This window comes from Streptomyces sp. NPDC021749 (assembly GCF_040640655.1).
GTDB lineage: Bacteria > Actinomycetota > Actinomycetes > Streptomycetales > Streptomycetaceae > Streptomyces.
On record NZ_JBFACE010000003.1, the window covers coordinates 92,714 to 114,027 of the forward strand.

Below are 21,314 nucleotides of genomic sequence, written 5' to 3' on the forward strand. Positions count from 1 at the left end.
GCGCATCAATCATGTGGCTAACATCACGTCCAACACGGCGATGGGGGCGTGGGGGTATCTCTCGTGCCTTGACGGCAACGGGGAGTTACGGAGGCTGACGGAATGCACAAGGTGTGTGTGATGGGAGTGCGCACGTCCTGGCGTACCGTCGCCGACGGCGAGTTCTTCTGTCCGGACTGCGGCGGCGACCGCAACTACCTCCGACGCACCGGCCACCGCCGCCTCACCGTCCTCGGCGTCCCGCTCCTCTCCCGCGGACACACCGGCCCGGTGCTGGAGTGCTCGGCCTGCCACGGACGCTTCGGCCTGGACGCCCTCGACCACCCCACCACCGTCCGCTTCTCCGCGATGCTGCGGGACGCCGTGCACACCGTCACGCTCGCCCTGCTGGCCGCCGGCGGGACGTCCTCCCGCGCGGTCCGCGAGGCCGCCGTGGACGCCGTCCGCGCGGCCGGCTTCCCGGACTGCTCCGAGGACCAGCTGCTGACCCTCCTCGCCGCCCTCGCCGCCGACACCGGGCGGCTCACCGGCACCTACGACGCGGTGACCGGCGGCCACTGCGGTCACGCCGGCCTCGACCCCTGCGGCACCGCGCTGGCCATAGAGCTCCACGAGGCCCTGGAGCCGCTCGCCCCGCACCTCGCCCCGGCCGGCCGGGAGTCGCTGCTCCTGACGGGCGCCCGGATCGCCCTCGCGGACGGCGCCTACTCGCCCGCGGAGCGCGAGGTGCTCAGCACGGTCGGCGGTGCGCTGACCCTCCGCCCGGCGGACACCGAGCGGCTGCTCGCCGCGGCGGCGGGCACGCCCTCGTAGGGCAGGGGGTTTCCCGCCACTTCTAGCGGGCGGGCTTCGCGGTGATCCTGATCGCGTAGGACTTCGGTGCCGAGACGCCGCAGGCGCCGTGTGCGTCGCAGAAGGTGGCCAGGGCGGTGAGCGTGGCGCGGCTGCCCGGACGGGCGCCCGCCCTGAGCTTCAGGCGCATCGGCTTGCTCAGGCGCTCGCCCGGCATCAGGTCGGCGTAGGTGAGGAAGCGCCCCTTGCGCAGGTCGACGGTGTGCCACTTGCCGCCCGCCGCGTTGTCGAAGAACTGGACGGTGACCGGCGCGGTACCGGTGAGCGAGAGCGTCACGGCCGGCAGCGTGCCGTCCGTGGTGTTGCGGACGGAGTGGGTGAAGCCGTGCCAGCCAGAGCCGACGGCCACGGTGCGGGGGAAGTAAAGGAGTTCGGTGCTGACGCCCGGTCTTCCGGCCGCGGCGGCGGCCGGGGTGGTCAGCAGGGCGGCGGGGGCCGTCAGGGCCGTGGCGAGGACGGCCGTCAGGGCGCGGCGGAGCTTCACGTGGATTCCCTCTCGGTCCGGAGGCTGGTTGCCGTTACTGACCGGCGAGGGAGCCGGAAGGTTGCGGCCCCCGTCGCCGCCGGGGCGGGGACGGGGGCCGTGAACTCCCTGGACGCCAGGGGCCGTTACGCCCCCGCCGGCGGCGTCAGGCGTACCGGCAGGCCGCGCAGACCGCCCGAGATGAACCCGCCCGCGGGCTGCAACTCCTCGGCCGGGACGGCCAGTTGGAGGTCCGGGAAGCGGGCGAAGAGGGCCGGCAGGGCGATCCGGGCCTCCATGCGGGCCAGCGGGGCGCCCAGGCAGTGGTGCGCGCCGTGGCCGAAGGCCAGGTGCTCCTGGACGCCGCGCCGGATGTCGAACGTGTCCGCCCCGGGGCCGTGGAACTCCGGGTCACGGCCGGCGCCGGCGTACCCGGGCAGGATCGCCTCGCCCTTGCGGATGGTGATCCCGTCCGGCAGCTCGATGTCCTCCACGGCGAACCGCAGCGGCAGGCTCGCGATGCTGGGGGCCCAGCGCAGCGTCTCCTCGATCACGTCGTTCCACGACACCTGGCCCGACAGCACCAGCTTCAGCTGGTCGGGGTGGGTGAGCAGGGCCGTCACCGCGTTGCCGAGGAGGTCGACGGTGGTCTCGTGACCGGCGCCGATGACCAGCAGCAGGGTGTCCAGCAGTTCCTGCTCGGTCATCCGCTCGCCGTGGTCGTCCCGTGCGGAGACCATCAGGCTGGTGAGGTCGTCCGCCGGTGCCTCGCGCTTGGCGGTGACCAGGCCGGTCAGCAGGGTGTGCACGGACGCGGCGGTGGCACCGGCCTGTTCCGGCGTGGCGGTGGTGTCCATGATCGCCTCGACCAGCCGGGCCAGTTCGGCGCGCGGTGCGCCGTCCGGGAAGCCGAAGAGTTCGCAGATGACCTGCATGGGCAGCGGGTGGTTGAACGCCTTGCGCAGGTCCACGACCGCGCCGGCCGGGCGGGCGGCGAGATCGTCCAGCAGGGCCTGGGTGATCCGCTCGACGCGCGGCAGCATGGCATCGGTACGGCGGGCGGTGAACGCCGGCGCGATCAGCTTGCGCAGCCGCCGGTGGTCCGGGCCGTACGCGGTGAACATGTTGCTGACGCCGATCCACGACTGCAGCCAGCTGCTGCGGACCTCCTCGCGCTGCCAGGCCGGCCAGTGCTCCCGGGGGTTCTTCGAGACCCGGTCGTCGGTCAGCAGCGACTTCAGCAGGGTGTGGCCGGTGACCGCCCAGGCCTCGATGCCGCCGGGCAGTTCGATCCGCGCCGCCGGGCCTATCGCGCGGAGGCGGGCTGCCTCTCCGTGGATGTCGCTTCCGACCGGGTCGATGACGTAGGGCTGCTGTCCCTGTTGTGCCATGGAGTGGCTCCTGCCTGGTCGGGGGTGATGGGGGAGAAGCGGGCCGGCAGCGCGACCAGGGCCCGGTGGAACGCGCCGTGCCGCCACTCCAACTCCCGGGCGTCCACGGCGAGTTCGATGTCGGAGAGCCAGGCGGTGAGCCGCTCGATCGCGGTGGTGGCGATCAGCAGCGCGTGCCGCTTCACCGGGCAGGCGTGCGGCCCGGCCGCCCAGGCCAGGTGCGAACCGCCGCCCGAGCCCGGCACGTCCAGCGAGGTGGTGTCGAACTGGCTGTTGGCGGCCGCGTACGACACCATCACCAGCTGTCCCCGGCGCACCCAGGTGCCGTGGAAGAAGACGTCCCGCACCGGGAAGTGGGCGGAGTAGTTGGTCAGCGGCGGGTCGTTCCACAGCACCTCGTTGATGGCGTCCTGCGCGGTCAGGGCGCCACCGGTGAGGGTGTGGTAGTAGCGGTCGTCGGAGAGCATCCGGGACAGCGCGTTGCCAATGAGGTTGGCGAGCGGTTCGTTGCCCGCGCCCATCACCAGGATGATGTTGTGGATCAGTTCCTCGTCGGACAGCCCGTTGGGGTGGTCCATGAACCACGAGGTCAGGTCCGCGCCGCGCTGCGCCTTCTTCGAGCCGACCAGCTCCATGATGTACGCGGTGTACGCCTCGTTGGCGGCCGCCGCCTCCTCGGGCGAGGTGCCCTCGATCATCCCGGCGAGGGCCTCGATGAGCCGCTCGCTGTAGGAGTCGGGCAGTCCGAAGAGGTTGTTGAACATCAGCAGCGGGATCAGCCGCGCGTAGTCGGCGATCAGATCGACCTCACCGCGGGCGCCGAACCGCTGGATCAGGGTGTCCGCGGCGTGGTGCACCCGGGCCCGCAGCTCGTGCGGTTCCACCAGCTTGAAGCTGTCCACGATGACGTCCCGGTAGCGGACGTGCGCCGGCCCGTCGCTGTAGAAGACGTTCGGCCGCCAGCCCAGCATCGGCAGGATCGGGGAGTCCGCCGGGATGGTCTGCATCCACTCCCGGGAGTCCTTCGACCAGGTCGAGTCGTCGTGCAGCAGGTCGAGCGCCGCGCGGTAGTCGGTGACCAGCATCGCGGTCACATCGGGCGCGATCTCGACCGGCGCCAGCGCGCCGTACTGCCGCAGCCGGGCGTAGATGCGGTCCGGGTCGGCGGCGAACTCCGGGCCGTAGAGCTTCACCGGGCCCTGCGCGTCGGGCCGGGCCTGGGCGTACGCCATGGCCTGCTGCGGCGGGGCCGCGGAGTGCGCCGGGCAGCCCGGCGGCGGCGTGGCGCCCTGCTGCTGCGGCAGTCCACCGTCCGGCTGGTACGGGGAAGTCACGGGTTCGGGGTCTCCTCGGGGGTGTGGGCCAGGACGTGGCCGACGAGCGCGATCAGCGCGTCGACGGACTGGTCGCGGTCGCGGGCGTCGCACAGCACCAGCGGTGTGTCGGGGTGCAGGTCGAGGGCCTCGCGGAGCTTCTCGACGGAGTACTGGGGCGCGTCGGGGAAGGTGTTGACCGCGACCGCGTAGCGCAGCCCGGCCTCCTCGACGATGTCCATCACCTCGAAGGAGTCCGCCAGCCGGCGGGTGTCCGCGAGGACCAGGGCGCCCAGCGCGCCGCGGGCGATGTCCTGCCACAGGGGCCTGAAGCGCTTCTGCCCGGGCGTGCCGAACAGGTAGAGCACCAGGTCCCCGGGCAGCGTCAGCCGTCCGAAGTCGATCGCGACGGTGGTGGTGGTCTTCTCCCGTACGCCGGCGAGATCGTCGACGATCGCGCCGGACTGGGTCATGACCTCTTCGGTGTGCAGCGGCGGGGTCTCCGACAGCGCCCGGATGAGCGTCGTCTTGCCGACCCCGAACGGACCCGCGACCAGCAGCTTGACCAGGGTCTGGTGCTCGCCGGAGAGGTACATGGTGCCGGTGCCGGTACCCGTACCGGTCGCGCTGCTAGGACTTGAGAGAGCGGAGTCCATCGAGAACCCTCTCCAGAATCTGCCGGTCGAATTGTTCGGCTTCGGGGATGGGGACACGGGCGTGCAGTCGCCCGGCATCGACAAGGTCGGCCACCAGCACCTTCACCACGCTGACGGGCAGGTGAAGGTGGGCGGCGACCTCGGCCAGAGACAGCGCCCCGGGCTGCAGCAGCTCCAGGATGCGGTGCTCTTCCGGGCGTACCTCACTGGTGATCGGCATCCCCACGCTGTGCAGCAGGGTGAGCCGGTCCAACGTGTTGCGGCTGGGGCGGGCGCGTCCGCCGGTGGCCAGGTAGGCCGGGACGAGGCGCCTGCCGCTGCTCTGGCGGGGCGTCATGCCGGGTTACCGAGGTCCCGGGCCGGGCTGTTCATCACCTTGTTGCCCAGCGTCGTCACCTGGATCTGCATGTGGTGTGCGACGACTCCCATGTTCACCTCCGGGCCGGCGAAGACGGCCAGGCAGGTGTTCTCGCCGGCCGGTATCGCGAAGACGAAGCCCTCGTCGGACTCGATGACGGTCTGCCGCAGCCGGGTGTCGTCCTTCTCGGCGAAGGCGGCGGTGACGGCGCGCGCGGCACCCTGGAGCGCGGACATCATCGCGGCGACACCCTCGCCGGCCTCCCGGGTGAGGCCCGGCGAGGCACCCTCGATGAAGCCGTCACCGGAGATCACGGCTGCGTGGATCACATGCGGCAACTCCAAAAGGGGCGCCAGCACCCAGGACTTGTCCTCGGCGACGCGGCGGCGGGTGGGGCTGTTCATGACTGGGCGTTCCCTTCGGGACTGCGAGGGGGTTCTGACTGGGCGGCTGCCCGGCCGGATTCGGTGCCCCGCTGGAGAGCGGCCCACCGGGATCCGGTCTCCTCCGGGGAGCGCGGGGGGATCGGTTCGGAGCGCGGGGCCTCTTCGGCCTCCGACACGGGCTTGCGGCGGCGCCGGCGCGGCAGTTCGCCCTCGGCGGGGGCCGGCGCGTCGTACGAGGCGTGCACGGCGGGCGCCGCGGGGGCGGCCGGTGCGGCCGGGGCGGGAGCCGGCTGACCGGAGGAGGACGGTGCCGCGGAGGGCGCCGCCGCCCCGGTCGGCAGGGCGGAGGCGGAGGGGGAGGGGGAGGCGGAGGATCGTTCCGTCATCCCGGAACGGTGCGGCAGCGGAGCCATCACGGACATGGGCTGGGCGCTCTCGTCGAGGACGGTGAGGAGGGGGTCACCCGGGATGTACACCACGGCCCGCACCCCGCCGTACGGCGACGGCTCGACGTGCACCCCGAAGCCGTACTGGCGCACCAGCTGGCCGGCCGCCGCGAAACCGGACCGCGGCGGGTCGCCGAGCTGGGTGAGCAGCAGATCGCCCTCACCCGCCAGCAGCTCCATCGCCGCCTTGATCTCGTCGTCGTGCATGCCGACGCCGTAGTCGTCGATGATCACCGAGGCGCCGCGGTTGCCCTGTTGCAGGGTGATCGTCACCGGCAGCTCCCGGTGCGAGTGGTGCAGCGCGTTGGCCAGCAGCTCGGTGACGGTGATCGCGATCGGCTCGACGGCCCGCGCGACGACCGCGACCGGGTCCCGCAGCTGGTTGCTGATCTGCACCCGCTCATAGCCGCGCAGCCGGGACATGGCGCCCACGACCAGCTCGGCCAGGTACGAGTCCTCGCGGGTCAGGCCCGGCCAGGCGCCGCAGACGACACCGGTGGCCTGCACGCGCCGCAGCGCCTGCTCGTTGAGGAAGTCCGCGTTCAGCAGGTCCTGCGCGACGTCCGGGTCGTCGTAGCGGTGCTGCATCTCGTGCAGGGCCGTCTGGATCCGGTAAAGCAGCGCCTGGATGGTCGTGGTCGCCCCGCGCAGCGCCGCCTGCGCGGCCGCGTCGACCCGCGTGCGCTCCTTGGTGATGGCCTCGCTGACCTGCTCCAGGACGGCGTTCAGCGCCTCGTCGGTCTCCGACCCGGCGAACCGGGCGTCGAGCAGACCGCGCACCGGCACGTGCGGGTGGGCCAGCGCCATCGTCAGGTCGGGGAGCCGGGTACCGGCCAGGTGCCGGATCTCGGCCTCGGTGGCGCGCAGCCGGGCCGACAGCTCCGTATTGCTGTGGAGCGTGGCGCTGTTCTGTTCCTCAGCGGCGGCCAGGCGCGCTCTGAGGGCCTTGCGCTGTCCGCTGGCCCGGACCGAGAACGCCGCCAGGACCACGGCGGCGGCCGTACCTGCGCTGAGGCACCACAACAGCGCCTCCGGTATGGATGTCATCGAGATCCTCATGTGGGGTACTGACTTCGTCGGCCGGCCACCACGGCTACGAACGTGTTGCCGAGCATCACGGGATGCTACCGGGGAGTTGACGAGCCGTGAGGGCCGATCCCAAGGGGCGACTGAGAAGTGCGGAAGGTCGTATTCCCCCCGCGATGACCGGACCATAACGTGATGTGGCCCCGTCATCCAGGCGAGATGGCGGGGCCGTGTGTGCCTGTTGTAGGCACTTGGTGAAGCTCGGTCAGGCGTCGACGAACCGTGCGTTCTTGACGGCGTCGACGAAAGCGGACCAGGCGGGCGCCTGAATCACCAGGGCGGGGCCGAGCGCGTTCTTGCTGTCGCGGACGGGGACGACGCCGGGGTGGCCGTCGGCGACTTCGAGGCAGTTACCGCCTTCGCCGTTGCTGTAGCTGCTCTTGCGCCAGGTGGCGGCGCCGGGGAAGTCTCGGGCGACTTCGACGCAGTTGCCGCCGTTACCGTCGCTGTAGCTGCTCTTGCGCCACTGGGCGGTGCTCAGGTCGAGCTCGCGCATCGTTTGTAGTCCTCCGCCATCGATTCGATCAGGGCCAGGGACGCCTCCGGCGACAGCGCGGCGGCCCTGAGCAGATCGTAGTCCTGCTGTACGCGCTTCACCACGGCCGGATCGTCCAGCAAATTCCCCGAATACACCGCTTCTGTATAGGCGGTTGGTGGAGCGTCCTCGAACTCCATGAGCTTGAGTGACTTGCCCATCTGCGCGTATGCCCCCACCGCGAACGGCAGCACCTGCACCAGGATCTTGCGCTCGTGGATGAGTCGGGCGATGTGCTCCAGTTCCTCAGCCATCACGCCCGGTCCGCCGACCGGCACCCGCAGGGCCGCCTCGTGCAGCACTGCCCAGTACGAGGGGCGTGTTGCGTTATTGAGGACGGCTGCGCGATCCAGTCGGGCGCGGACCGTGTCTTCGATGTAGTCGTCTGAGGCGAACGGATTGTTCGCGAGGGTGACCGCCCGCGCGTAGGCCGCTGTCTGTAGCAACCCAGGCACGAGCAATGACTCGAACTCACAGATCTTCGTCGCCAGCCGCTCCAGTTCCGCCGCTGCCGCGAAGTAATCCGCGTATCGCTTGTCGTCGATCAGCTTTCGCCACGTGCGCTCGAAAAAGCCGTCGGTTTGCAGTACCTCGTCAATCCGGATCGCCACATCCAGCTGTGGCTTGCGGATCGCCTGCTCGAACTGGCCGATGTAGCCGCCGGAGACGAATACCTGCCGCCCCAGTGCCTCCTGGGTCAGACCGGCGACTTCCCTCCGGCGCTTGAGTTCCGCACCCCAGTACTCCCAGGCTGCCTGTCGCGAGGCGTTGGCCATGACCTAACTTCCTTGTGCTGCCCGGCAGTTGTAGTGCCGAGGTAGTGCTGATCTCCTTGCTCAGCGTAGTTCCGCAGCGTCACGCTCTGCATGCAATCAGTGAAACCCCTCACGGAAGGCGCGGACGATGATGCAGCAGTTCCAGGAAGTGGAGACCGTGACGACGGAATTGCGGGAGGCGCTCGCCCGGGCCGGCGTCGTACTGCCCTCCCTCCGGCCCGACCCCGTATCGATCGCGCACCGGTACATGCCGCCGCTCGTGGAGCTGGGGCGGTGCTCGATGGAGGTCGCCCGGCAGCTGACCGACGCGCTGGCCGAGTCCTCCCGGGGGGAGCGGCCCTGACATCGCCGGGGACCACGCGCCCGGGCCGCGCCCGGGCCGTGCGCGGGTCCGGGCCGGGGGAACGGCGCCCCGCCGCGATGCGCGAGAATGGGCGCCATGAGTCTGTTCCGCGACGACGGCATCGTGCTGCGCACCCAGAAGCTGGGTGAGGCGGACCGGATCATCACGCTGCTCACCCGGGGACACGGGCGGGTGCGGGCCGTGGCCCGGGGCGTGCGGCGGACGAAGTCGAAGTTCGGCGCCCGGCTGGAGCCGTTCTCGCATGTGGACGTGCAGTTCTACGCGCGGGGCAGCGAGCTCGTCGGGCGCGGGCTGCCGCTGTGCACGCAGAGCGAGACGATCGCCGCGTACGGTGGCGGCATCGTCACCGACTACGCCCGCTACACGGCCGGTACGGCCATGCTGGAGACCGCCGAGCGGTTCACCGACCACGAGGGCGAGCCGGCCGTCCAGCAGTACCTGCTGCTGGTCGGCGGGCTGCGGACGCTCGCGCGCGGGGAGCACGCGCCGCACCTCGTGCTCGATGCGTTCCTGCTGCGCTCACTGGCCGTGAACGGTTACGCGCCGAGTTTCGACAGCTGCGCGCGGTGCGGGATGCCGGGGCCCAACCGGTTCTTCTCGGTCGCGTCGGGCGGGGTGATCTGCGGCGAGTGCCGGGTGCCCGGGAGCGTCGTACCCTCCTCGGAGGCCATCGGGCTCCTGAGCGCGCTGCTGACCGGCGACTGGGAGACCGCGGACGCCTGCGAGGCCCGCCATGCGCGGGAGGGCAGTGGGCTGGTCACGGCCTATTTGCACTGGCACCTGGAGCGGGGGCTGCGCTCGCTGCGGTATGTAGAGCAGTAGGAGCAGCGGGCACCGGGTGCGTGGTGCGGTGGTCACCAGCGCACAATGAAAATCCTCGAAGCCACACCAGCGATACAGCGACACCAGCGATACAGCGACACCAGCGATACAGCGACACATAGGAGACGTGGGCCGCATGGCACGACGCGGGATTCTGGGCCGTAACCGACGCGAGTACGTCACGCCCGAGCCGCATCCTTCCGGCGCGCGGCCGCCGAAGATCCCCGGGGAGCTCATCCCGAACCATGTGGCCGTGGTCATGGACGGCAACGGCCGGTGGGCGAAGGAGCGGGGCCTGCCGCGCACCGAGGGTCACAAGGTCGGCGAGGGCGTCGTGCTGGACGTCCTCAAGGGCTGCATCGAAATGGGCGTGAAGAACCTCTCGCTCTACGCCTTTTCCACCGAGAACTGGAAGCGGTCGCCGGACGAGGTGAAGTTCCTGATGAACTTCAACCGCGATGTCATCCGGCGGCGGCGCGACGAAATGGACGCGCTGGGTATTCGTATCCGGTGGGTCGGGCGGATGCCGAAGCTGTGGAAGTCCGTGGTGCAGGAGCTCCAGATCGCCCAGGAGCAGACCAAGAACAATGACGCGATGACGCTGTATTTCTGCGTGAATTACGGCGGGCGGGCGGAGATCGCGGACGCCGCCGCGGCGATCGCCCGCGACGTACGGGCCGGGAAGCTGGACCCGTCGAAGGTCAACGAGAAGACCGTCGCGAAGTACATGTATTACCCGGACATGCCGGACGTGGATCTCTTCGTGCGGCCGTCCGGTGAGCAGCGGACCTCGAATTACCTGATCTGGCAGAGCGCGTACGCCGAGATGGTTTTCCAGGACATCCTGTGGCCGGACTTCGACCGGCGGAACCTGTGGGACGCGTGCCTGGAGTACGCCAAGCGGGACCGGCGGTTCGGTGCCGCGCCGGTGGCGGAGGGCGAGTCCGCGACGTGACGGCCTGAGACGGGCCTGACGGCTTGAGACGGGCGTGACGGCCTGAGACGGGCCTGACGGCCCGGGACGCGGCGGCCCGGCTTCCTGTGCTCCAGGAAGCCGGGCCGTACGTGTACGGGGCCCCGGTGCGCCTCAGCAGCGTCCGCGGGGCGTCCGGGGGCGCTCAGAGGCCGTTGCGGCGGTAGGGCACGTACGGCTGGCCGATCGACCTCTCGTGCGCCGCGTCGCCCGAGTAGTACGGGTACGGGATGACGTGCGAGACGGTGCCCTGGGAGCCGTTGTCCTCCAGGGCGATGTACTTGGTGTGGGCCTCGTCGGCCCAGCCGCCGAAGAGGACGGTGTGGTCGCCGGCGATCAGCGCGTCGCCCGGCTGCAGGTCGTCCTTGGTGATCTGGTGGGCGGTGCCGCTGCCCATCAGGCCGTAGGTGTTCAGGCCCGGCGGCTCAAGGCCCCAGGCGGCGGAGACGAAGCCGGAGCAGTCGTCGCGGTAGCCGTTGGTGGTGGCCGACTGGCTGTAGCCGATGCGGTGGTTCACCCGCTCCAGGGCCCGGTCGATGATGTCCTTGCGCTCCTTGGGGAGCCCGGAGGTGTCGGGCGCGTCCTGCACGCCGGCGCCGGTGGTGGTGTGGTGCTTGCCCGGCGACCAGGCGTCCCAGTCGCCCTTCGTCTCCCACTTGCCGTCGCCGTGGCCCTGGGCGGGCGCCGGGCCGCCGGTGCCGCCGCCACCGTGGCCGCCGCCGGCAGCGCCGCCGCCACCGCCACCGGAGCCGGACCCGGCACCGTGCGAGCCGGTCTGCGGAGACTTGGGCGCGTCGTGATGCTTGCCGTCCTTGATCTTCTTGAGGTCGTCCTCGATCTTCTTCTCGTTGGCCTCGTACTCGGCCTTGACCTTCTTGATCTTCTCGGCGTCCGCCGCGAGCCCTTCGAGCAGCTGCGATTTCTCCGCCGCCAGCCGCGCGCTCACCTCGGCGATCTCCTTGACGTCGGCGAGCACCTGGTAGGCGATGCCGAAGCCGGGAAGGGACGCGAGCGGCGCGGTCGCGAGGTCGATGCTCGCCGCCTCGGCCATGGTGTCCTTGACCTCGCACAGCCGCCGGTGCAGCTCCAGCATCTTCTTCGCGGCCGAGCGCCAGTCCTTCTCGATGGTGCTGAGCTCGGCCATCTCTACACCGAACGTGTCGCCTGCCATCCGTACAACCCCCGCGGTGTCGTGGCTCGTCAGTAGACCTGGGACAGCCGGGTGACGGCCTGGCCCAGCGTGGTGAGGTCGTCGGAGATCTTGTTCATCTCCTTGACGCGGCCGTGCGCCACGGCGACGAAGGCGTCGGAGGCCGGGCCGTGCCAGGTCAGCTTTCCGAGCGCGGAGTTGACCTCCTTGGTCAATCCGTCCAGCTCCTTGCTGAGCTTGGCCAGTTCGGCCGCGATCTTCTGCAGATCCGCGTCGCCGCCGCCGAACATCTGGGTCAGCACCCAGTGCGCGATCTCGGCGGGCGCCATCATGACGTCCTTGCCGACCTCGACCACGTCACCGACGAGCTGCTTGCCGTCTTCCCAGAGATCCCCGAGACCCATCCGTACCCCCCCCCGTGTAGGCGCGCGGGCACCGCGCCGATAGCCAACGGAGGCTACCACCGGCGTGTACCTGTCATCTAAGTGCGTGGCCGCCGGTCACTCGGTCGCCCATACGCAGGGGCCGCCTCCGATCAACTCGGCGGCGGCCCCTGCGTACCGGCTCTGCCAGCCGCTACTTCCCGCTGCTACTTCTCCTCGGCGGCGCGCTCCGCGCACTCGCCGCAGGTACCGAAGATCTCGATCGTGTGCGCCACGTCCCGGAAGCCGTGCTCGGCGGCGATCTGGTCGGCCCACTTCTCCACCGCGGGGCCCTCGACCTCGACGGCCTTGCCGCAGGTCCGGCAGACGAGGTGGTGGTGATGGTCGTCGGTGCTGCACCGGCGGTAGACCGCCTCGCCGTCACTGGTGCGCAACACGTCGACCTCACCGGCGTCGGCGAGCGACTGCAGCGTCCGGTAGACGGTGGTCAGCCCGACCGAGTCGCCCCGGTGCTTGAGCATGTCGTGCAGCTCCTGGGCACTGCGGAACTCGTCCACCTCGTCGAGTGCGGCGGACACCGCGGTCCGCTGCCGCGTCGACCGGCCGCGTACCGGAGATCCCGCGCTCGTCGCCACCGTTGCCTCCCTAGGACGTCAGGTCTTCCCCCTGCGCATGCGTCCCGCCATTGTGCCAGGTGATGACCGGCGCCCTGGGGGAACGCTTACCTGCGTGCGGCTATCCGGCCACGCTCACATCGTCCGGGGCGGAGCGTCCGGTGGGTACCTCCAGGGTGCACCCCGCACCCGGCTGTGCGGCAGCCCTGGCGCGCTTTTTCGCGAGCGGCGTGGCGAGCAGGGTCAGCACGACGAACAGGCCGATGGCGAACAGCACGATCGTGGCGCCGGACGGGAGGTCCACGTAGTACGAGGTGGTCGTGCCCGTAAGAGTGACCGCGACACCGATCGCGACGGCCACCGAGAAGGTGACCGCGAAGCTGCGGCTGATCTGCTGGGCGGCCGCGACCGGGATCACCATCAGGGCGCTGACCAGCAGCAGCCCGACCACCCGCATGGCGACGGTGACGGTGACCGCGGCGGTGACCGCGATCAGCAGGTTCAGCAGCCGGACCGGCAGCCCGGTCACCCGCGCGAACTCCTCGTCCTGGCAGACCGCGAACAGCTGGCGGCGCAGCCCGACGGTGACCGCCAGGACCAGCGCGGCGAGCACGTAGATCGTCGTCATGTCCTCCGGCGAGACGGTCGCGATCGAGCCGAAGAGGTACGTGCCGAGGTTGGCGTTGGAGCCGGCGTCGGAGAGGTTCATCAGCATCACGCCGCCCGCCATACCGCCGTAGAACAGCATGGCCAGCGCGAGGTCGCCGCGGGTCTTGCCGTACCAGCGGATCAGCTCCATGACGACCGAGCCGACGACGGCGACGGCGGTGGCGACCCAGACCGGGCTCTGGTTGAGCAGGAAGCCCAGTCCGACGCCGGTGAGCGCGACATGGCCGATTCCGTCGCCCATCAGGGCCTGGCGGCGCTGGACGAGGTAGATGCCGATGGCGGGCGCGGTGACACCGACGATCAGGGCGGCGATCAGGGCCCGCTGCATGAAGGCGTAGTTCAGGATGTCCATCAGGTGAGCAGTCCCGTCCGGATCGGTTCCGCGGCCGCGTCGGCGTGCGGGTGGACATGGTCGTGGCCGGGCAGGGCGTGCTGGCCCACGGCTTCGGGCGGCGGGCCGTCGTGGACCACGCAGCCGTCGCGCAGCACCACCGCGCGGTCGATCAGCGGCTCCAGCGGGCCGAGCTCGTGCAGCACCAGCAGGACGGTGGTGCCGCGGGCGACCTGCTCGCGCAGTGCGGCGGCGAGCACCTCCTGGCTGGCGAGGTCGACGCCGGCCATCGGCTCGTCCATGATCAGCAGTTCCGGTTCGCCGGCCAGCGCCCGGGCTATCAGCACCCGCTGGTGCTGTCCGCCGGAGAGCGCGTTGACCGAGTCCTTGGCGCGGTCGGCCATGCCGACCAGCTCCAGCGCGTGGTGCACCGCGGCCCGGTCGGCCTTGCGCAGCACGCCCAGCTTCGTACGGGCCAGCCGGCCGGCCGTGACGACCTCGCGGACGGTGGCGGGCACCCCGCCGGCCGCGGTGGTGCGCTGCGGGACGTAACCGATGCGGGCCCAGTCCTTGAAGCGGCGGAACTCCGTGCCGAAGAGGGACAGCGCGCCGCCGGTGAGCGGGACCTGGCCGATCACCGAGCGGACGGCGGTGGACTTGCCGGAGCCGTTCGCGCCGAGCAGCGCGACGACCTCGCCGGTGCGCACCGTCAGGTCGACGCCGCGCAGCACCGGGCGGGCGCCCAGCGATGCGGTGGCGCCGCGCAGGTCGATGACCGGCTCGGGGAGCGGTTCCTTCACGGTGACCTCCGTGGGGTGCGGGGCGGGCTGGTCGGTGCGGTTCACTTGCTGCCGAGCGCCTTCTGCAGCGCCGCGAGGTTGGCGCGCTGCACGCCGAAGTAGTCCTTGCCGCGGGACTTTGCGGTGATCCCTTCGAGCGGGTCCAGGACGTCGGTCCTCAGGTGGAGGTCGCCGGCCAGGACCTTGGCGGTGGCCGGGTTGGCGATCGTCTCGAAGAAGACCGTGGAGACGTGGTGCTCGGCGGCGAGGGTGTGCAGGGCCTTGATGCGGTGCGCGCTGGGCTCGGACTCGGGGTCGAGGCCGCTGATGGCCTCCTCGGTGAGGCCGTAGCGCTCGGCGAGGTAGCCGAAGGCCGCGTGGGTGGTGAGGAACGTGTCCGACGCCCGGTTCTTCAGGCCGTCCTTGAACTCCGCGTCCAGCCCGGTCAGCTTCTTCACCAGGGCGTCGGTGTTCTTCCGGTAGTCGGCCTTGTGCTTCGGGTCGGCCTGGGCGAGGGTCTTGTTGACGCCCTCGGCGACCTCGGCGTACTTCACCGGGTCGAGCCAGATGTGCGGGTCGTTGCCGCCCTCGGCGTCGGAGTGCGAGTGGTTGTCGCCGGTGGTGTGGTGGTGGCCGCCGACCTCGGTGCCGTGCTTTTCGAGGGAGGTCAGGGCGGCGGCGTCGGCGACGTTCTTGACGCCGGACTGGGCGATCGCCTCGTCCACGGCGGGCTGGAGGCCCTTGAGGTAGACGACCGCGCCGGACTCGCCGAGCTGGGCGGTCTGCCTGGCGGTGAGCTCCAGGTCGTGCGGCTCGACGCCCGGCTTGGTGAGGTCGGTCACCTCGACGTGCTTCCCGCCGATCTGTTCGGCGAGGAATTCCATGGGATAGAAGGACGCTGTCACCCTCAGCTTGCCGTCGGCCGTCCTGCCGCTGGCGGTGGGGGCGCAGCCGGTGAGGGCCAGCAGGCCGAGCCCGGCGGCTCCGGCGACCGCGGCGGTGGCGAGGTGACGGCGTATGTTCATGACACTCATTTTCAACAAAGCTGGAAACGATTGTCAATAAACCTCGGGCCGGTGTGAGCGGGCCGACAGTGGCCGGGAACCGATTTGGTCCCGGGGCGGCGCCCGCCGGTACCCTGAACTATTCGCCCAGCCGTCTCCGACCTGCACCCCCCGACGAGAGGCGAGGGCGCCGCCCCATTTCATCGTTCGTCGTCGTAATGAAGAGAGCACCGTGGCCGCCGACAAGATCGATACCATCGTCAGCCTGAGCAAGCGCCGTGGCTTCGTTTACCCCTGCAGTGAGATCTACGGCGGCTCCCGGGCTGCCTGGGACTACGGTCCGCTGGGCGTCGAGCTCAAGGAGAACATCAAGCGGCAGTGGTGGCGCGCCATGGTCACCTCGCGCGAGGACGTCGTCGGTCTCGACTCGTCGGTGATCCTGGCGCCCGAGGTGTGGCAGGCGTCCGGCCACGTCGCCACCTTCACCGACCCGCTTACCGAGTGCACCTCCTGCCACAAGCGCTTCCGCGCCGACCACCTGGAGGAGGCGTACGAGGCCAAGCACGGCAAGCTGCCCGAGAACGGCCTCGCGGACATCAACTGCCCGCACTGCGGCAACAAGGGCGGCTTCACCGAGCCCAAGCAGTTCTCCGGTCTGCTCTCCACCCACCTCGGCCCGTCCCAGGACACCGCCTCGGTCGCCTACCTGCGCCCCGAGACCGCCCAGGGCATCTTCACCAACTTCGCCCAGGTCCAGCAGACCTCGCGCAAGAAGCCCCCGTTCGGCATCGCGCAGATGGGCAAGTCCTTCCGGAACGAGATCACTCCGGGCAACTTCATCTTCCGCACCCGCGAGTTCGAGCAGATGGAGATGGAGTTCTTCGTCAAGCCGGGCGAGGACGAGCAGTGGCACGAGTACTGGATGGAGCAGCGCTGGAACTGGTACCGCGACCTGGGCCTGCGCGAGGAGAACATCCGGTGGTACGAGCACCCGAAGGAGAAGCTCTCCCACTACTCCAAGCGCACCGCTGACATCGAGTACCGCTTCAACTTCGGCGGCACCGAGTTCTCCGAGCTGGAGGGCGTGGCCAACCGCACCGACTACGACCTGGGCGCGCACTCCAAGGCGTCCGGCCAGGACCTGTCGTACTTCGACCAGGAGGCCGGCGAGCGCTGGACCCCGTACGTCATCGAGCCGGCGGCCGGTGTGAACCGCGCGATGCTCGCCTTCATGCTCGACGCCTACGTCGAGGACGAGGCGCCCAACGCCAAGGGCAAGATGGAGAAGCGCACGGTCATGCGGCTCGACCCGCGCCTGGCGCCGGTCAAGGTCGCGGTGCTGCCGCTGTCCCGCAACCCGCAGCTCTCCCCGAAGGCCAAGGGCCTCGCCGCGGACCTGCGGAAGAACTGGAACATCGAGTTCGACGACGCGGGCGCCATCGGCCGCCGCTACCGCCGCCAGGACGAGATCGGCACCCCGTTCTGCGTCACCGTCGACTTCGACACCCTCGACGACAACGCGGTCACCGTCCGCGAGCGCGACACCATGAAGCAGGAGCGCGTCAGCCTGGACCAGATCCAGCCGTACCTGGCCGCACGCCTGCTGGGCTGCTGAGTCGGCCGGCGGGTGGTCGCTGAATCGGTCGGCGGGTGATTGCCGGTTCGGTCAGCGGCTAGTTGCTGAGCCAGCCACCGGGTAGGTGCCGGGGCCGGTTCCCTTGGGGGGACCGGCCCTGGTCCTTTTGTGGTCGCCCGGGCTGCGTGGGTTTCGTGGGTTACGTGGGCTGCGCGGGTTCGTGGGCTGTGCGGGCCTCATGGGTTCGTGGGCTGTGCGGGCCTCATGGGTTTCGTGGGATGCGCGGGTCTGGTGGGTGGGTGGTGCCCCGTTCGGCATGCGTCACCGGGAATACCCGCCTCCCGCCCGTTCGTTGTGGCCCCGCAGGGGGGCCTCGCGTCCCCTACGGGATCTGTTCGATGGCCCTTAGGTGGCCCGCCGGCTGCCCGGCCTGGGGGAACGCCCAGCCTCTCAACTGCCCGGCCTGGGAGGGGCGCCGCGTCTCTCAGCTGCCCGGCCTGGGAGGGGCGCCGCGTCTCTCAGCTGCCCGGCCTGGGAGGGGCGCCGCGTCTCTCAGCTGCCCGGCCTGGGAGGGATGCCTCGCCTCTCAACTGCCCGGCTGCTCGGCGTCCCGGTTTCTCAGCTGCTCGGGCGCTCGGCGGCTCGCACCGGGCGGGTGGTGAGCCATGCGCAGAGGGCGGCGAGGGGGAGTTCGGCGGCTACGGCCATGGCTATTGCGGTGGCCAGTTCCGGGCCGGGAGCGGCGGTGGCGAGGTCGATACAGGCGTCGGCGAGCAGGAGGACGGCCGCGGCGCCGGCCGGGGCGCGGTGACGGGGGTCGGCGCGCAGGATGCGGAGGCCGGCGGTGAGCAGTGCGGCGGCTTCCAGGGCGTCGAGGGTGACCCAGGCGGTGGCCTCGGTGGGCGGCAGGGTGCCGGCGAGGTAGCCGAGCCAGGGCAGCAGCGCGAGCCCGGCCCCCGCGAGGACGCGGCCCTGCCAGCGACGGGCGCGGCTCAGCCGCAGACCTCCGCGCACGGTGCCGTTCGCCGTGCAACGTCCTTGGTCGACAGGGGGGTTGAAGGCGATCAGGGCCATGGCGGAGGTCTCTTTCAAGGTCACGAACCCGGCCTTCGGGCTCGTGATCAAGACTCCGGTTTTCGGCGGTCACGGTCAGTAATGTGGCTGTCCGACTTGGGGTGGCACCAGCTACACCCTTCGTCCGGCAACGGGCTTCATGGCAGGTCGCAGCGGTCGCCGCATAACGTTGGATCATGAAGATTCCGCCCCGGACGCGGCGCGCGCTCACCCGGCTGACCCGCGACACGTACTTCCTCGCCCTCGGGGCCCCGTTGCACCTCCTCATCGGGTTCCTGCTGTTCATGGCCTTCGGTCTCGTATGGGAGATCGTCGAGGGGAACGACAACAGCGTGCCGGTGGTCCTGGGCCTCACGCTGGTGCTCGCCGCGTCGTCCGTGCCCGCGCTGACCGTCGCCCAGCGCTGGCGCTTCCGGCAGTTCCTCGGGATCGACATCCCCGCACAGGGGTGGTGGCGGCGGTGGCAGCGCCGGTTCGGCTACCACTGCATGGTGGGGGTACTGCTCGGCGGGCTCGAAGTGCTGGTACTCGGCCTGTTGTTGGCGGGGCTGGCCGCCGCCACGGTGTACGCGTGGATATGGGCGGCCCCCCTGGGGTGGCGCGTCGGCCACCCCGGGTACTACACGCAGGCCTTCTACGTCACCCTCGCCGGTCTCGCCGCGCTCGCCGCCGTTCCCTCTCTCGCCGCGGTCCTGGTGCGCCTGGAGACGCGCCTCGCGCCCGGTCTGCTGGGGCCCGACCGGAACGAGGACCTGGCGCGGCGGGTGATCGACCTCACCGAGAGCCGGGCCGGTGCGGTCGACGCCGCGGATGCCGAACGGCGCCGCATCGAACGGGACCTGCACGACGGCGCCCAGCAGCGCCTGGTGTCGCTGGCGTTGAACCTGGGCCTGGCCAAGGCAACGCTGACGGACCTGCCACCCGAGGTGCGCGAGGTGATCGACACCGCGCACCGGGAGGCGAAGGAGGCGATCGAGGAGCTCAGCAGTCTGGTGCGCGGCCTGCACCCGGCCGTCCTGGACGAACTGGGGCTGGACGCCGCACTGTCCGGGCTCGCCGCCCGCGCGCCGCTGCCCGTACGGCTGCGGGTGGACGTGCCGCAGCGCACCGTGCCGGCCATCGAGGCGGTCGCGTACTTCGTGGTCTCCGAGGCGCTGACGAACGTGGCCAAGCACGCCCCGGAGGCGACCCGGGTGGATGTGACGGTCACCCGGCTGGGCGAGATACTGCGGGTGGTGATCGCCGACGACGGTGCGGGCGGGGCCGATCCGTCCAAGGGGAGTGGTCTCACCGGGCTCGCCCAGCGCGTGCGGTCCGTGGACGGAACATTCCGGATGAGCAGCCCCGTGGGGGGCCCGACCATGATGAGCGTGGAGCTGCCGTGCCCGAGGTGAGGCGTGACGTGGGGGACGACGTGGTGCGTGGGGCTGAGGCGGACGTTGAGGCAGACGTCGCGGCCGAGGTGGTCGGTGTGCAGGACACCGGGCCGGGGGCCGTACGGCGTGCGGTGATCGCGGAGGACTCCGTTCTGCTGCGGATCGGGCTGGTCAAGGTCGTGGAGATGGCCGGGTTCGAGGTGGCCGCCGAGGCGGGGGACGCCGAGGGGCTGCTGGCCGCGGTCGCCGAGCACCGGCCGGACCTCGCGGTGGTGGACGTGCGGATGCCGCCCGGTTTCACGGACGAGGGGGTGCGTGCCGCCCTGTCGATCCGCCAGCAGTGGCCTGCCACCGCCGTGTTGATGCTGTCGCAGTACGTCGAGGAGCGGTACGCGGCCGATCTGCTGGCCTCGAACACCAGCGGAGTCGGCTATCTGCTCAAACAACGGGTGGCGGACGTCGAGGAGTTCATCGAGGCCCTGCGGCGGGTGGCGGACGGCGGCACCGCGCTGGACCCGCAGGTCGTCGCGCAGTTGCTGGTGCGGCGGTCGAGCGATCCGCTGGAGCGGCTGACGGCCCGTGAGCGGGAGGTCCTCGCGCTGATGGCGGAGGGTCGCTCCAACGCGGGGATCGCCGCCGGCCTCGTGGTGAGCGAGAGCGCGGTCGCCAAGCACATCAACAACATCCTCGCCAAGCTGGACCTCCCGAAGGCCGACGCCGACCACCGCCGGGTCCTGGCGGTGCTGCGTTTCCTGGGGGTCGGCAGCTAGGGCGCCTCACCCGGTTGTGCCGACTTATCGGTCATGCCGGCTCGAACCGGGGTCCGCCGGTCGCCGGGGTATTCGAGCCGGGCCGGCCTGTGCGGTGGGCATTCTGGTCCGGAGGGCACTTCCTGTCCGTCGAGTGCATCCATTGGCTCCTCTCCCGCGTCTCACAGTCGAGCGGCATTCTCATATGGGCCGCACCGCAGGGGTATTTGGAGTATTCAATTTGAAAACCGGCATTAAGGGCATTCGTCGCGTCTCCGCGGCTGTCGTCACCGCGGGTGCCGTTCTGACGGCCGGGGCGTTCGCCGCTCCGGCGCAGGCCGCCACACTCCCGACGCCCACGATCACCGCCGCCGGCGGTTTCGTGATGAACAACGACACGGGCAAGTCCCTGTTCACCAAGGCTGCGGACACCCGTCGTTCCACCGGCTCCACCACCAAGATCATGACCGCCCGGGTGGTCCTCGGGCAGCCGAACCTCAACCTGGATTCCAAGGTCACGATCCAGAAGGCGTACAGCGACTACATCGTCGACAACAACTGGGCCTCCTCGGCCCATCTGATCGTCGGCGACAAGGTCTCGGTCCGGCAACTGCTCTACGGGCTGATGCTGCCGTCCGGCTGCGACGCCGCCTACGCGCTCGCCGACAAGTTCGGCAGCGGCTCCACCCGGGCCGCGCGGGTCAAGTCGTTCATCGGCAAGATGAACACCACGGCCAAGAGCCTCGGTCTGACGAACACGCACTTCGACTCGTTCGACGGCATCGGCCACGGCGCGAACTACTCGACGCCGCGCGATCTGACCAAGCTCGCCAGCAACGCGATGAAGTACTCCACGTTCCGTACGGTCGTGAAGACGAAGTCGACGAAGCAGAAGGTCACGACCAAGAGCGGTGGCTACCGCTACATGGAGTGGACCAACACCAACCCCCTGCTGGGCACTTACGCCGGCACCATCGGCGTCAAGACCGGCTCGGGTCCGGAGGCCAAGTTCTGCCTGGCCTTCGCCGCCACCCGTAACGGCAAGACCGTCATCGGCACCGTCCTCGCCTCCTCCTCGGTCGCCAACCGCACGGCGGACGCGAAGAAGCTGCTGGACTACGCGTTCAAGAAGTAGTCCCTACGGCCCGGTCCAGCCGGGTCGGTACAGCCCGGGTCGGTACAGCCCGG

24 protein-coding genes are annotated in these 21,314 nt (G+C 70.5%); 8 read left to right on the forward strand and 16 right to left on the reverse strand.

Features of this window, described 5'->3' with window-relative positions; genetic code table 11:
• Window positions 1–102: 102 nt before the first annotated feature.
• Complete coding sequence (locus AB0G35_RS04065) at window positions 103–813, forward strand: TerB family tellurite resistance protein (RefSeq protein ID WP_360943306.1); 711 nt, start codon at window positions 103–105, stop codon at window positions 811–813.
• A 22-nt stretch (window positions 814–835) separates the two neighbouring features.
• Here the strand turns inward: AB0G35_RS04065 and AB0G35_RS04070 are convergent, their stop codons facing one another.
• The 9 genes from AB0G35_RS04070 to AB0G35_RS04110 form a co-directional block, all read right to left on the reverse strand.
• Window positions 836–1,336 carry a hypothetical protein gene (locus tag AB0G35_RS04070; RefSeq protein WP_360943309.1) on the reverse strand — a complete coding sequence of 167 codons (501 nt, stop codon included), beginning with the start codon at window positions 1,334–1,336 and terminating at the stop codon, window positions 836–838.
• A gap of 125 nt (window positions 1,337–1,461) precedes the next feature.
• Entirely contained in the window at window positions 1,462–2,706 is a 1,245-nt protein-coding gene (locus tag AB0G35_RS04075) for a cytochrome P450 (RefSeq protein WP_360943312.1), read from the reverse strand.
• Window positions 2,622–3,938 carry a cytochrome P450 gene (locus tag AB0G35_RS04080; RefSeq protein ID WP_360943804.1) on the reverse strand — a complete coding sequence of 439 codons (1,317 nt, stop codon included), beginning with the start codon at window positions 3,936–3,938 and terminating at the stop codon, window positions 2,622–2,624. The genes AB0G35_RS04075 and AB0G35_RS04080 overlap by 85 nt, the downstream gene beginning before the upstream one ends.
• 98 nt (window positions 3,939–4,036) lie before the next feature.
• Window positions 4,037–4,615 carry an ATP/GTP-binding protein gene (locus tag AB0G35_RS04085; protein ID WP_360943807.1) on the reverse strand — a complete coding sequence of 193 codons (579 nt, stop codon included), beginning with the start codon at window positions 4,613–4,615 and terminating at the stop codon, window positions 4,037–4,039.
• Window positions 4,616–4,649: 34 nt separating this feature from the next.
• A complete protein-coding gene (locus AB0G35_RS04090; protein WP_030413708.1) occupies window positions 4,650–5,012 on the reverse strand; it encodes a DUF742 domain-containing protein in 363 nt (120 codons plus the stop codon).
• Entirely contained in the window at window positions 5,009–5,437 is a 429-nt protein-coding gene (locus AB0G35_RS04095) for a roadblock/LC7 domain-containing protein (protein ID WP_360943315.1), read from the reverse strand. Before AB0G35_RS04095 ends, AB0G35_RS04090 begins: the two co-directional genes overlap by 4 nt.
• Entirely contained in the window at window positions 5,434–6,912 is a 1,479-nt protein-coding gene (locus AB0G35_RS04100) for an ATP-binding protein (RefSeq protein WP_360943318.1), read from the reverse strand. The genes AB0G35_RS04095 and AB0G35_RS04100 overlap by 4 nt, the downstream gene beginning before the upstream one ends.
• A gap of 244 nt (window positions 6,913–7,156) precedes the next feature.
• The gene (locus AB0G35_RS04105) at window positions 7,157–7,447 is read right to left on the reverse strand and encodes a DUF397 domain-containing protein (RefSeq protein WP_360943321.1); all 291 of its coding nucleotides are present in this window, start codon (window positions 7,445–7,447) and stop codon (window positions 7,157–7,159) included.
• Window positions 7,429–8,262 carry a helix-turn-helix transcriptional regulator gene (locus AB0G35_RS04110; protein WP_360943324.1) on the reverse strand — a complete coding sequence of 278 codons (834 nt, stop codon included), beginning with the start codon at window positions 8,260–8,262 and terminating at the stop codon, window positions 7,429–7,431. The genes AB0G35_RS04105 and AB0G35_RS04110 overlap by 19 nt, the downstream gene beginning before the upstream one ends.
• Before the next feature lie 130 nt (window positions 8,263–8,392).
• Here AB0G35_RS04110 and AB0G35_RS04115 point away from each other — a divergent pair, with 130 nt between their 5' ends.
• The 3 genes from AB0G35_RS04115 to AB0G35_RS04125 all read left to right on the forward strand — a co-directional run bounded on the left by AB0G35_RS04115 (window position 8,393) and on the right by AB0G35_RS04125 (window position 10,403).
• Window positions 8,393–8,605: a hypothetical protein gene (locus AB0G35_RS04115; protein ID WP_360943810.1), complete on the forward strand. Its 213-nt coding sequence runs from the start codon at window positions 8,393–8,395 to the stop codon at window positions 8,603–8,605.
• A gap of 96 nt (window positions 8,606–8,701) precedes the next feature.
• Window positions 8,702–9,448, forward strand: coding sequence for a DNA repair protein RecO (recO, locus tag AB0G35_RS04120; RefSeq protein ID WP_261951561.1), 747 nt, complete (start codon window positions 8,702–8,704; stop codon window positions 9,446–9,448).
• Window positions 9,449–9,584: 136 nt separating this feature from the next.
• A complete protein-coding gene (locus AB0G35_RS04125; RefSeq protein ID WP_360943328.1) occupies window positions 9,585–10,403 on the forward strand; it encodes an isoprenyl transferase in 819 nt (272 codons plus the stop codon).
• Window positions 10,404–10,566: 163 nt separating this feature from the next.
• Here AB0G35_RS04125 and AB0G35_RS04130 read toward each other — a convergent pair whose 3' ends face one another.
• From AB0G35_RS04130 to AB0G35_RS04155, 6 genes are all read right to left on the reverse strand, one after another.
• Window positions 10,567–11,565: a hypothetical protein gene (locus AB0G35_RS04130; protein ID WP_360943331.1), complete on the reverse strand. Its 999-nt coding sequence runs from the start codon at window positions 11,563–11,565 to the stop codon at window positions 10,567–10,569.
• A 56-nt stretch (window positions 11,566–11,621) separates the two neighbouring features.
• A complete protein-coding gene (locus AB0G35_RS04135; protein WP_360943334.1) occupies window positions 11,622–11,975 on the reverse strand; it encodes a WXG100 family type VII secretion target in 354 nt (117 codons plus the stop codon).
• A gap of 185 nt (window positions 11,976–12,160) precedes the next feature.
• On the reverse strand, window positions 12,161–12,589 hold the full coding sequence (locus AB0G35_RS04140) for a transcriptional repressor (protein ID WP_360943337.1): 429 nt from the start codon (window positions 12,587–12,589) through the stop codon (window positions 12,161–12,163).
• 100 nt (window positions 12,590–12,689) lie between these two features.
• Window positions 12,690–13,589 (reverse strand): metal ABC transporter permease, encoded by a 900-nt coding sequence (locus AB0G35_RS04145; protein ID WP_360943339.1) that lies wholly within the window; start codon window positions 13,587–13,589, stop codon window positions 12,690–12,692.
• Entirely contained in the window at window positions 13,589–14,368 is a 780-nt protein-coding gene (locus AB0G35_RS04150; protein ID WP_360943813.1) for a metal ABC transporter ATP-binding protein, read from the reverse strand. Before AB0G35_RS04150 ends, AB0G35_RS04145 begins: the two co-directional genes overlap by 1 nt.
• 41 nt (window positions 14,369–14,409) lie before the next feature.
• Window positions 14,410–15,372 carry a metal ABC transporter substrate-binding protein gene (locus AB0G35_RS04155; protein ID WP_360943341.1) on the reverse strand — a complete coding sequence of 321 codons (963 nt, stop codon included), beginning with the start codon at window positions 15,370–15,372 and terminating at the stop codon, window positions 14,410–14,412.
• A 211-nt stretch (window positions 15,373–15,583) separates the two neighbouring features.
• Between AB0G35_RS04155 and AB0G35_RS04160 the strand changes: the two genes are divergently transcribed.
• Window positions 15,584–16,966 (forward strand): glycine--tRNA ligase, encoded by a 1,383-nt coding sequence (locus AB0G35_RS04160; protein ID WP_030413697.1) that lies wholly within the window; start codon window positions 15,584–15,586, stop codon window positions 16,964–16,966.
• 579 nt (window positions 16,967–17,545) lie between these two features.
• Here AB0G35_RS04160 and AB0G35_RS04165 read toward each other — a convergent pair.
• Window positions 17,546–18,025 (reverse strand): hypothetical protein, encoded by a 480-nt coding sequence (locus AB0G35_RS04165; RefSeq protein ID WP_360943343.1) that lies wholly within the window; start codon window positions 18,023–18,025, stop codon window positions 17,546–17,548.
• 152 nt (window positions 18,026–18,177) lie between these two features.
• On the opposite strand from AB0G35_RS04165, the gene AB0G35_RS04170 reads away from it, so the two are divergent.
• The 3 genes from AB0G35_RS04170 to AB0G35_RS04180 all read left to right on the forward strand — a co-directional run bounded on the left by AB0G35_RS04170 (window position 18,178) and on the right by AB0G35_RS04180 (window position 21,261).
• On the forward strand, window positions 18,178–19,395 hold the full coding sequence (locus tag AB0G35_RS04170) for a sensor histidine kinase (RefSeq protein WP_360943345.1): 1,218 nt from the start codon (window positions 18,178–18,180) through the stop codon (window positions 19,393–19,395).
• Window positions 19,396–19,508: 113 nt separating this feature from the next.
• Window positions 19,509–20,147, forward strand: a complete 639-nt coding sequence (locus tag AB0G35_RS04175) for a response regulator transcription factor (RefSeq protein ID WP_360943816.1) — start codon at window positions 19,509–19,511, stop codon at window positions 20,145–20,147.
• A 220-nt stretch (window positions 20,148–20,367) separates the two neighbouring features.
• Window positions 20,368–21,261 (forward strand): D-alanyl-D-alanine carboxypeptidase, encoded by an 894-nt coding sequence (locus AB0G35_RS04180; RefSeq protein ID WP_360943347.1) that lies wholly within the window; start codon window positions 20,368–20,370, stop codon window positions 21,259–21,261.
• Window positions 21,262–21,314 lie beyond the last annotated feature (53 nt).

What these genes read in the sequence shown, in the direction of transcription:
- AB0G35_RS04065 (WP_360943306.1), top strand. Translation starts at nt 103, where the DNA reads ATGCACAAGGTGTGTGTGATGGGAGTGCGCACGTCCTGGCGTACCGTC.
- AB0G35_RS04075 (WP_360943312.1), bottom strand. Translation starts at nt 2,706, where the DNA reads ATGGCACAACAGGGACAGCAGCCCTACGTCATCGACCCGGTCGGAAGC.
- AB0G35_RS04080 (WP_360943804.1), bottom strand. Translation starts at nt 3,938, where the DNA reads ATGGCGTACGCCCAGGCCCGGCCCGACGCGCAGGGCCCGGTGAAGCTC.
- AB0G35_RS04085 (WP_360943807.1), bottom strand. Translation starts at nt 4,615, where the DNA reads ATGTACCTCTCCGGCGAGCACCAGACCCTGGTCAAGCTGCTGGTCGCG.
- AB0G35_RS04090 (WP_030413708.1), bottom strand. Translation starts at nt 5,012, where the DNA reads ATGACGCCCCGCCAGAGCAGCGGCAGGCGCCTCGTCCCGGCCTACCTG.
- AB0G35_RS04095 (WP_360943315.1), bottom strand. Translation starts at nt 5,437, where the DNA reads ATGAACAGCCCCACCCGCCGCCGCGTCGCCGAGGACAAGTCCTGGGTG.
- AB0G35_RS04100 (WP_360943318.1), bottom strand. Translation starts at nt 6,912, where the DNA reads ATGACATCCATACCGGAGGCGCTGTTGTGGTGCCTCAGCGCAGGTACG.
- AB0G35_RS04105 (WP_360943321.1), bottom strand. Translation starts at nt 7,447, where the DNA reads ATGCGCGAGCTCGACCTGAGCACCGCCCAGTGGCGCAAGAGCAGCTAC.
- AB0G35_RS04110 (WP_360943324.1), bottom strand. Translation starts at nt 8,262, where the DNA reads ATGGCCAACGCCTCGCGACAGGCAGCCTGGGAGTACTGGGGTGCGGAA.
- AB0G35_RS04115 (WP_360943810.1), top strand. Translation starts at nt 8,393, where the DNA reads ATGCAGCAGTTCCAGGAAGTGGAGACCGTGACGACGGAATTGCGGGAG.
- recO (WP_261951561.1), top strand. Translation starts at nt 8,702, where the DNA reads ATGAGTCTGTTCCGCGACGACGGCATCGTGCTGCGCACCCAGAAGCTG.
- AB0G35_RS04125 (WP_360943328.1), top strand. Translation starts at nt 9,585, where the DNA reads ATGGCACGACGCGGGATTCTGGGCCGTAACCGACGCGAGTACGTCACG.
- AB0G35_RS04130 (WP_360943331.1), bottom strand. Translation starts at nt 11,565, where the DNA reads ATGGCCGAGCTCAGCACCATCGAGAAGGACTGGCGCTCGGCCGCGAAG.
- AB0G35_RS04135 (WP_360943334.1), bottom strand. Translation starts at nt 11,975, where the DNA reads ATGGGTCTCGGGGATCTCTGGGAAGACGGCAAGCAGCTCGTCGGTGAC.
- AB0G35_RS04145 (WP_360943339.1), bottom strand. Translation starts at nt 13,589, where the DNA reads ATGGACATCCTGAACTACGCCTTCATGCAGCGGGCCCTGATCGCCGCC.
- AB0G35_RS04155 (WP_360943341.1), bottom strand. Translation starts at nt 15,372, where the DNA reads ATGAACATACGCCGTCACCTCGCCACCGCCGCGGTCGCCGGAGCCGCC.
- AB0G35_RS04170 (WP_360943345.1), top strand. Translation starts at nt 18,178, where the DNA reads ATGAAGATTCCGCCCCGGACGCGGCGCGCGCTCACCCGGCTGACCCGC.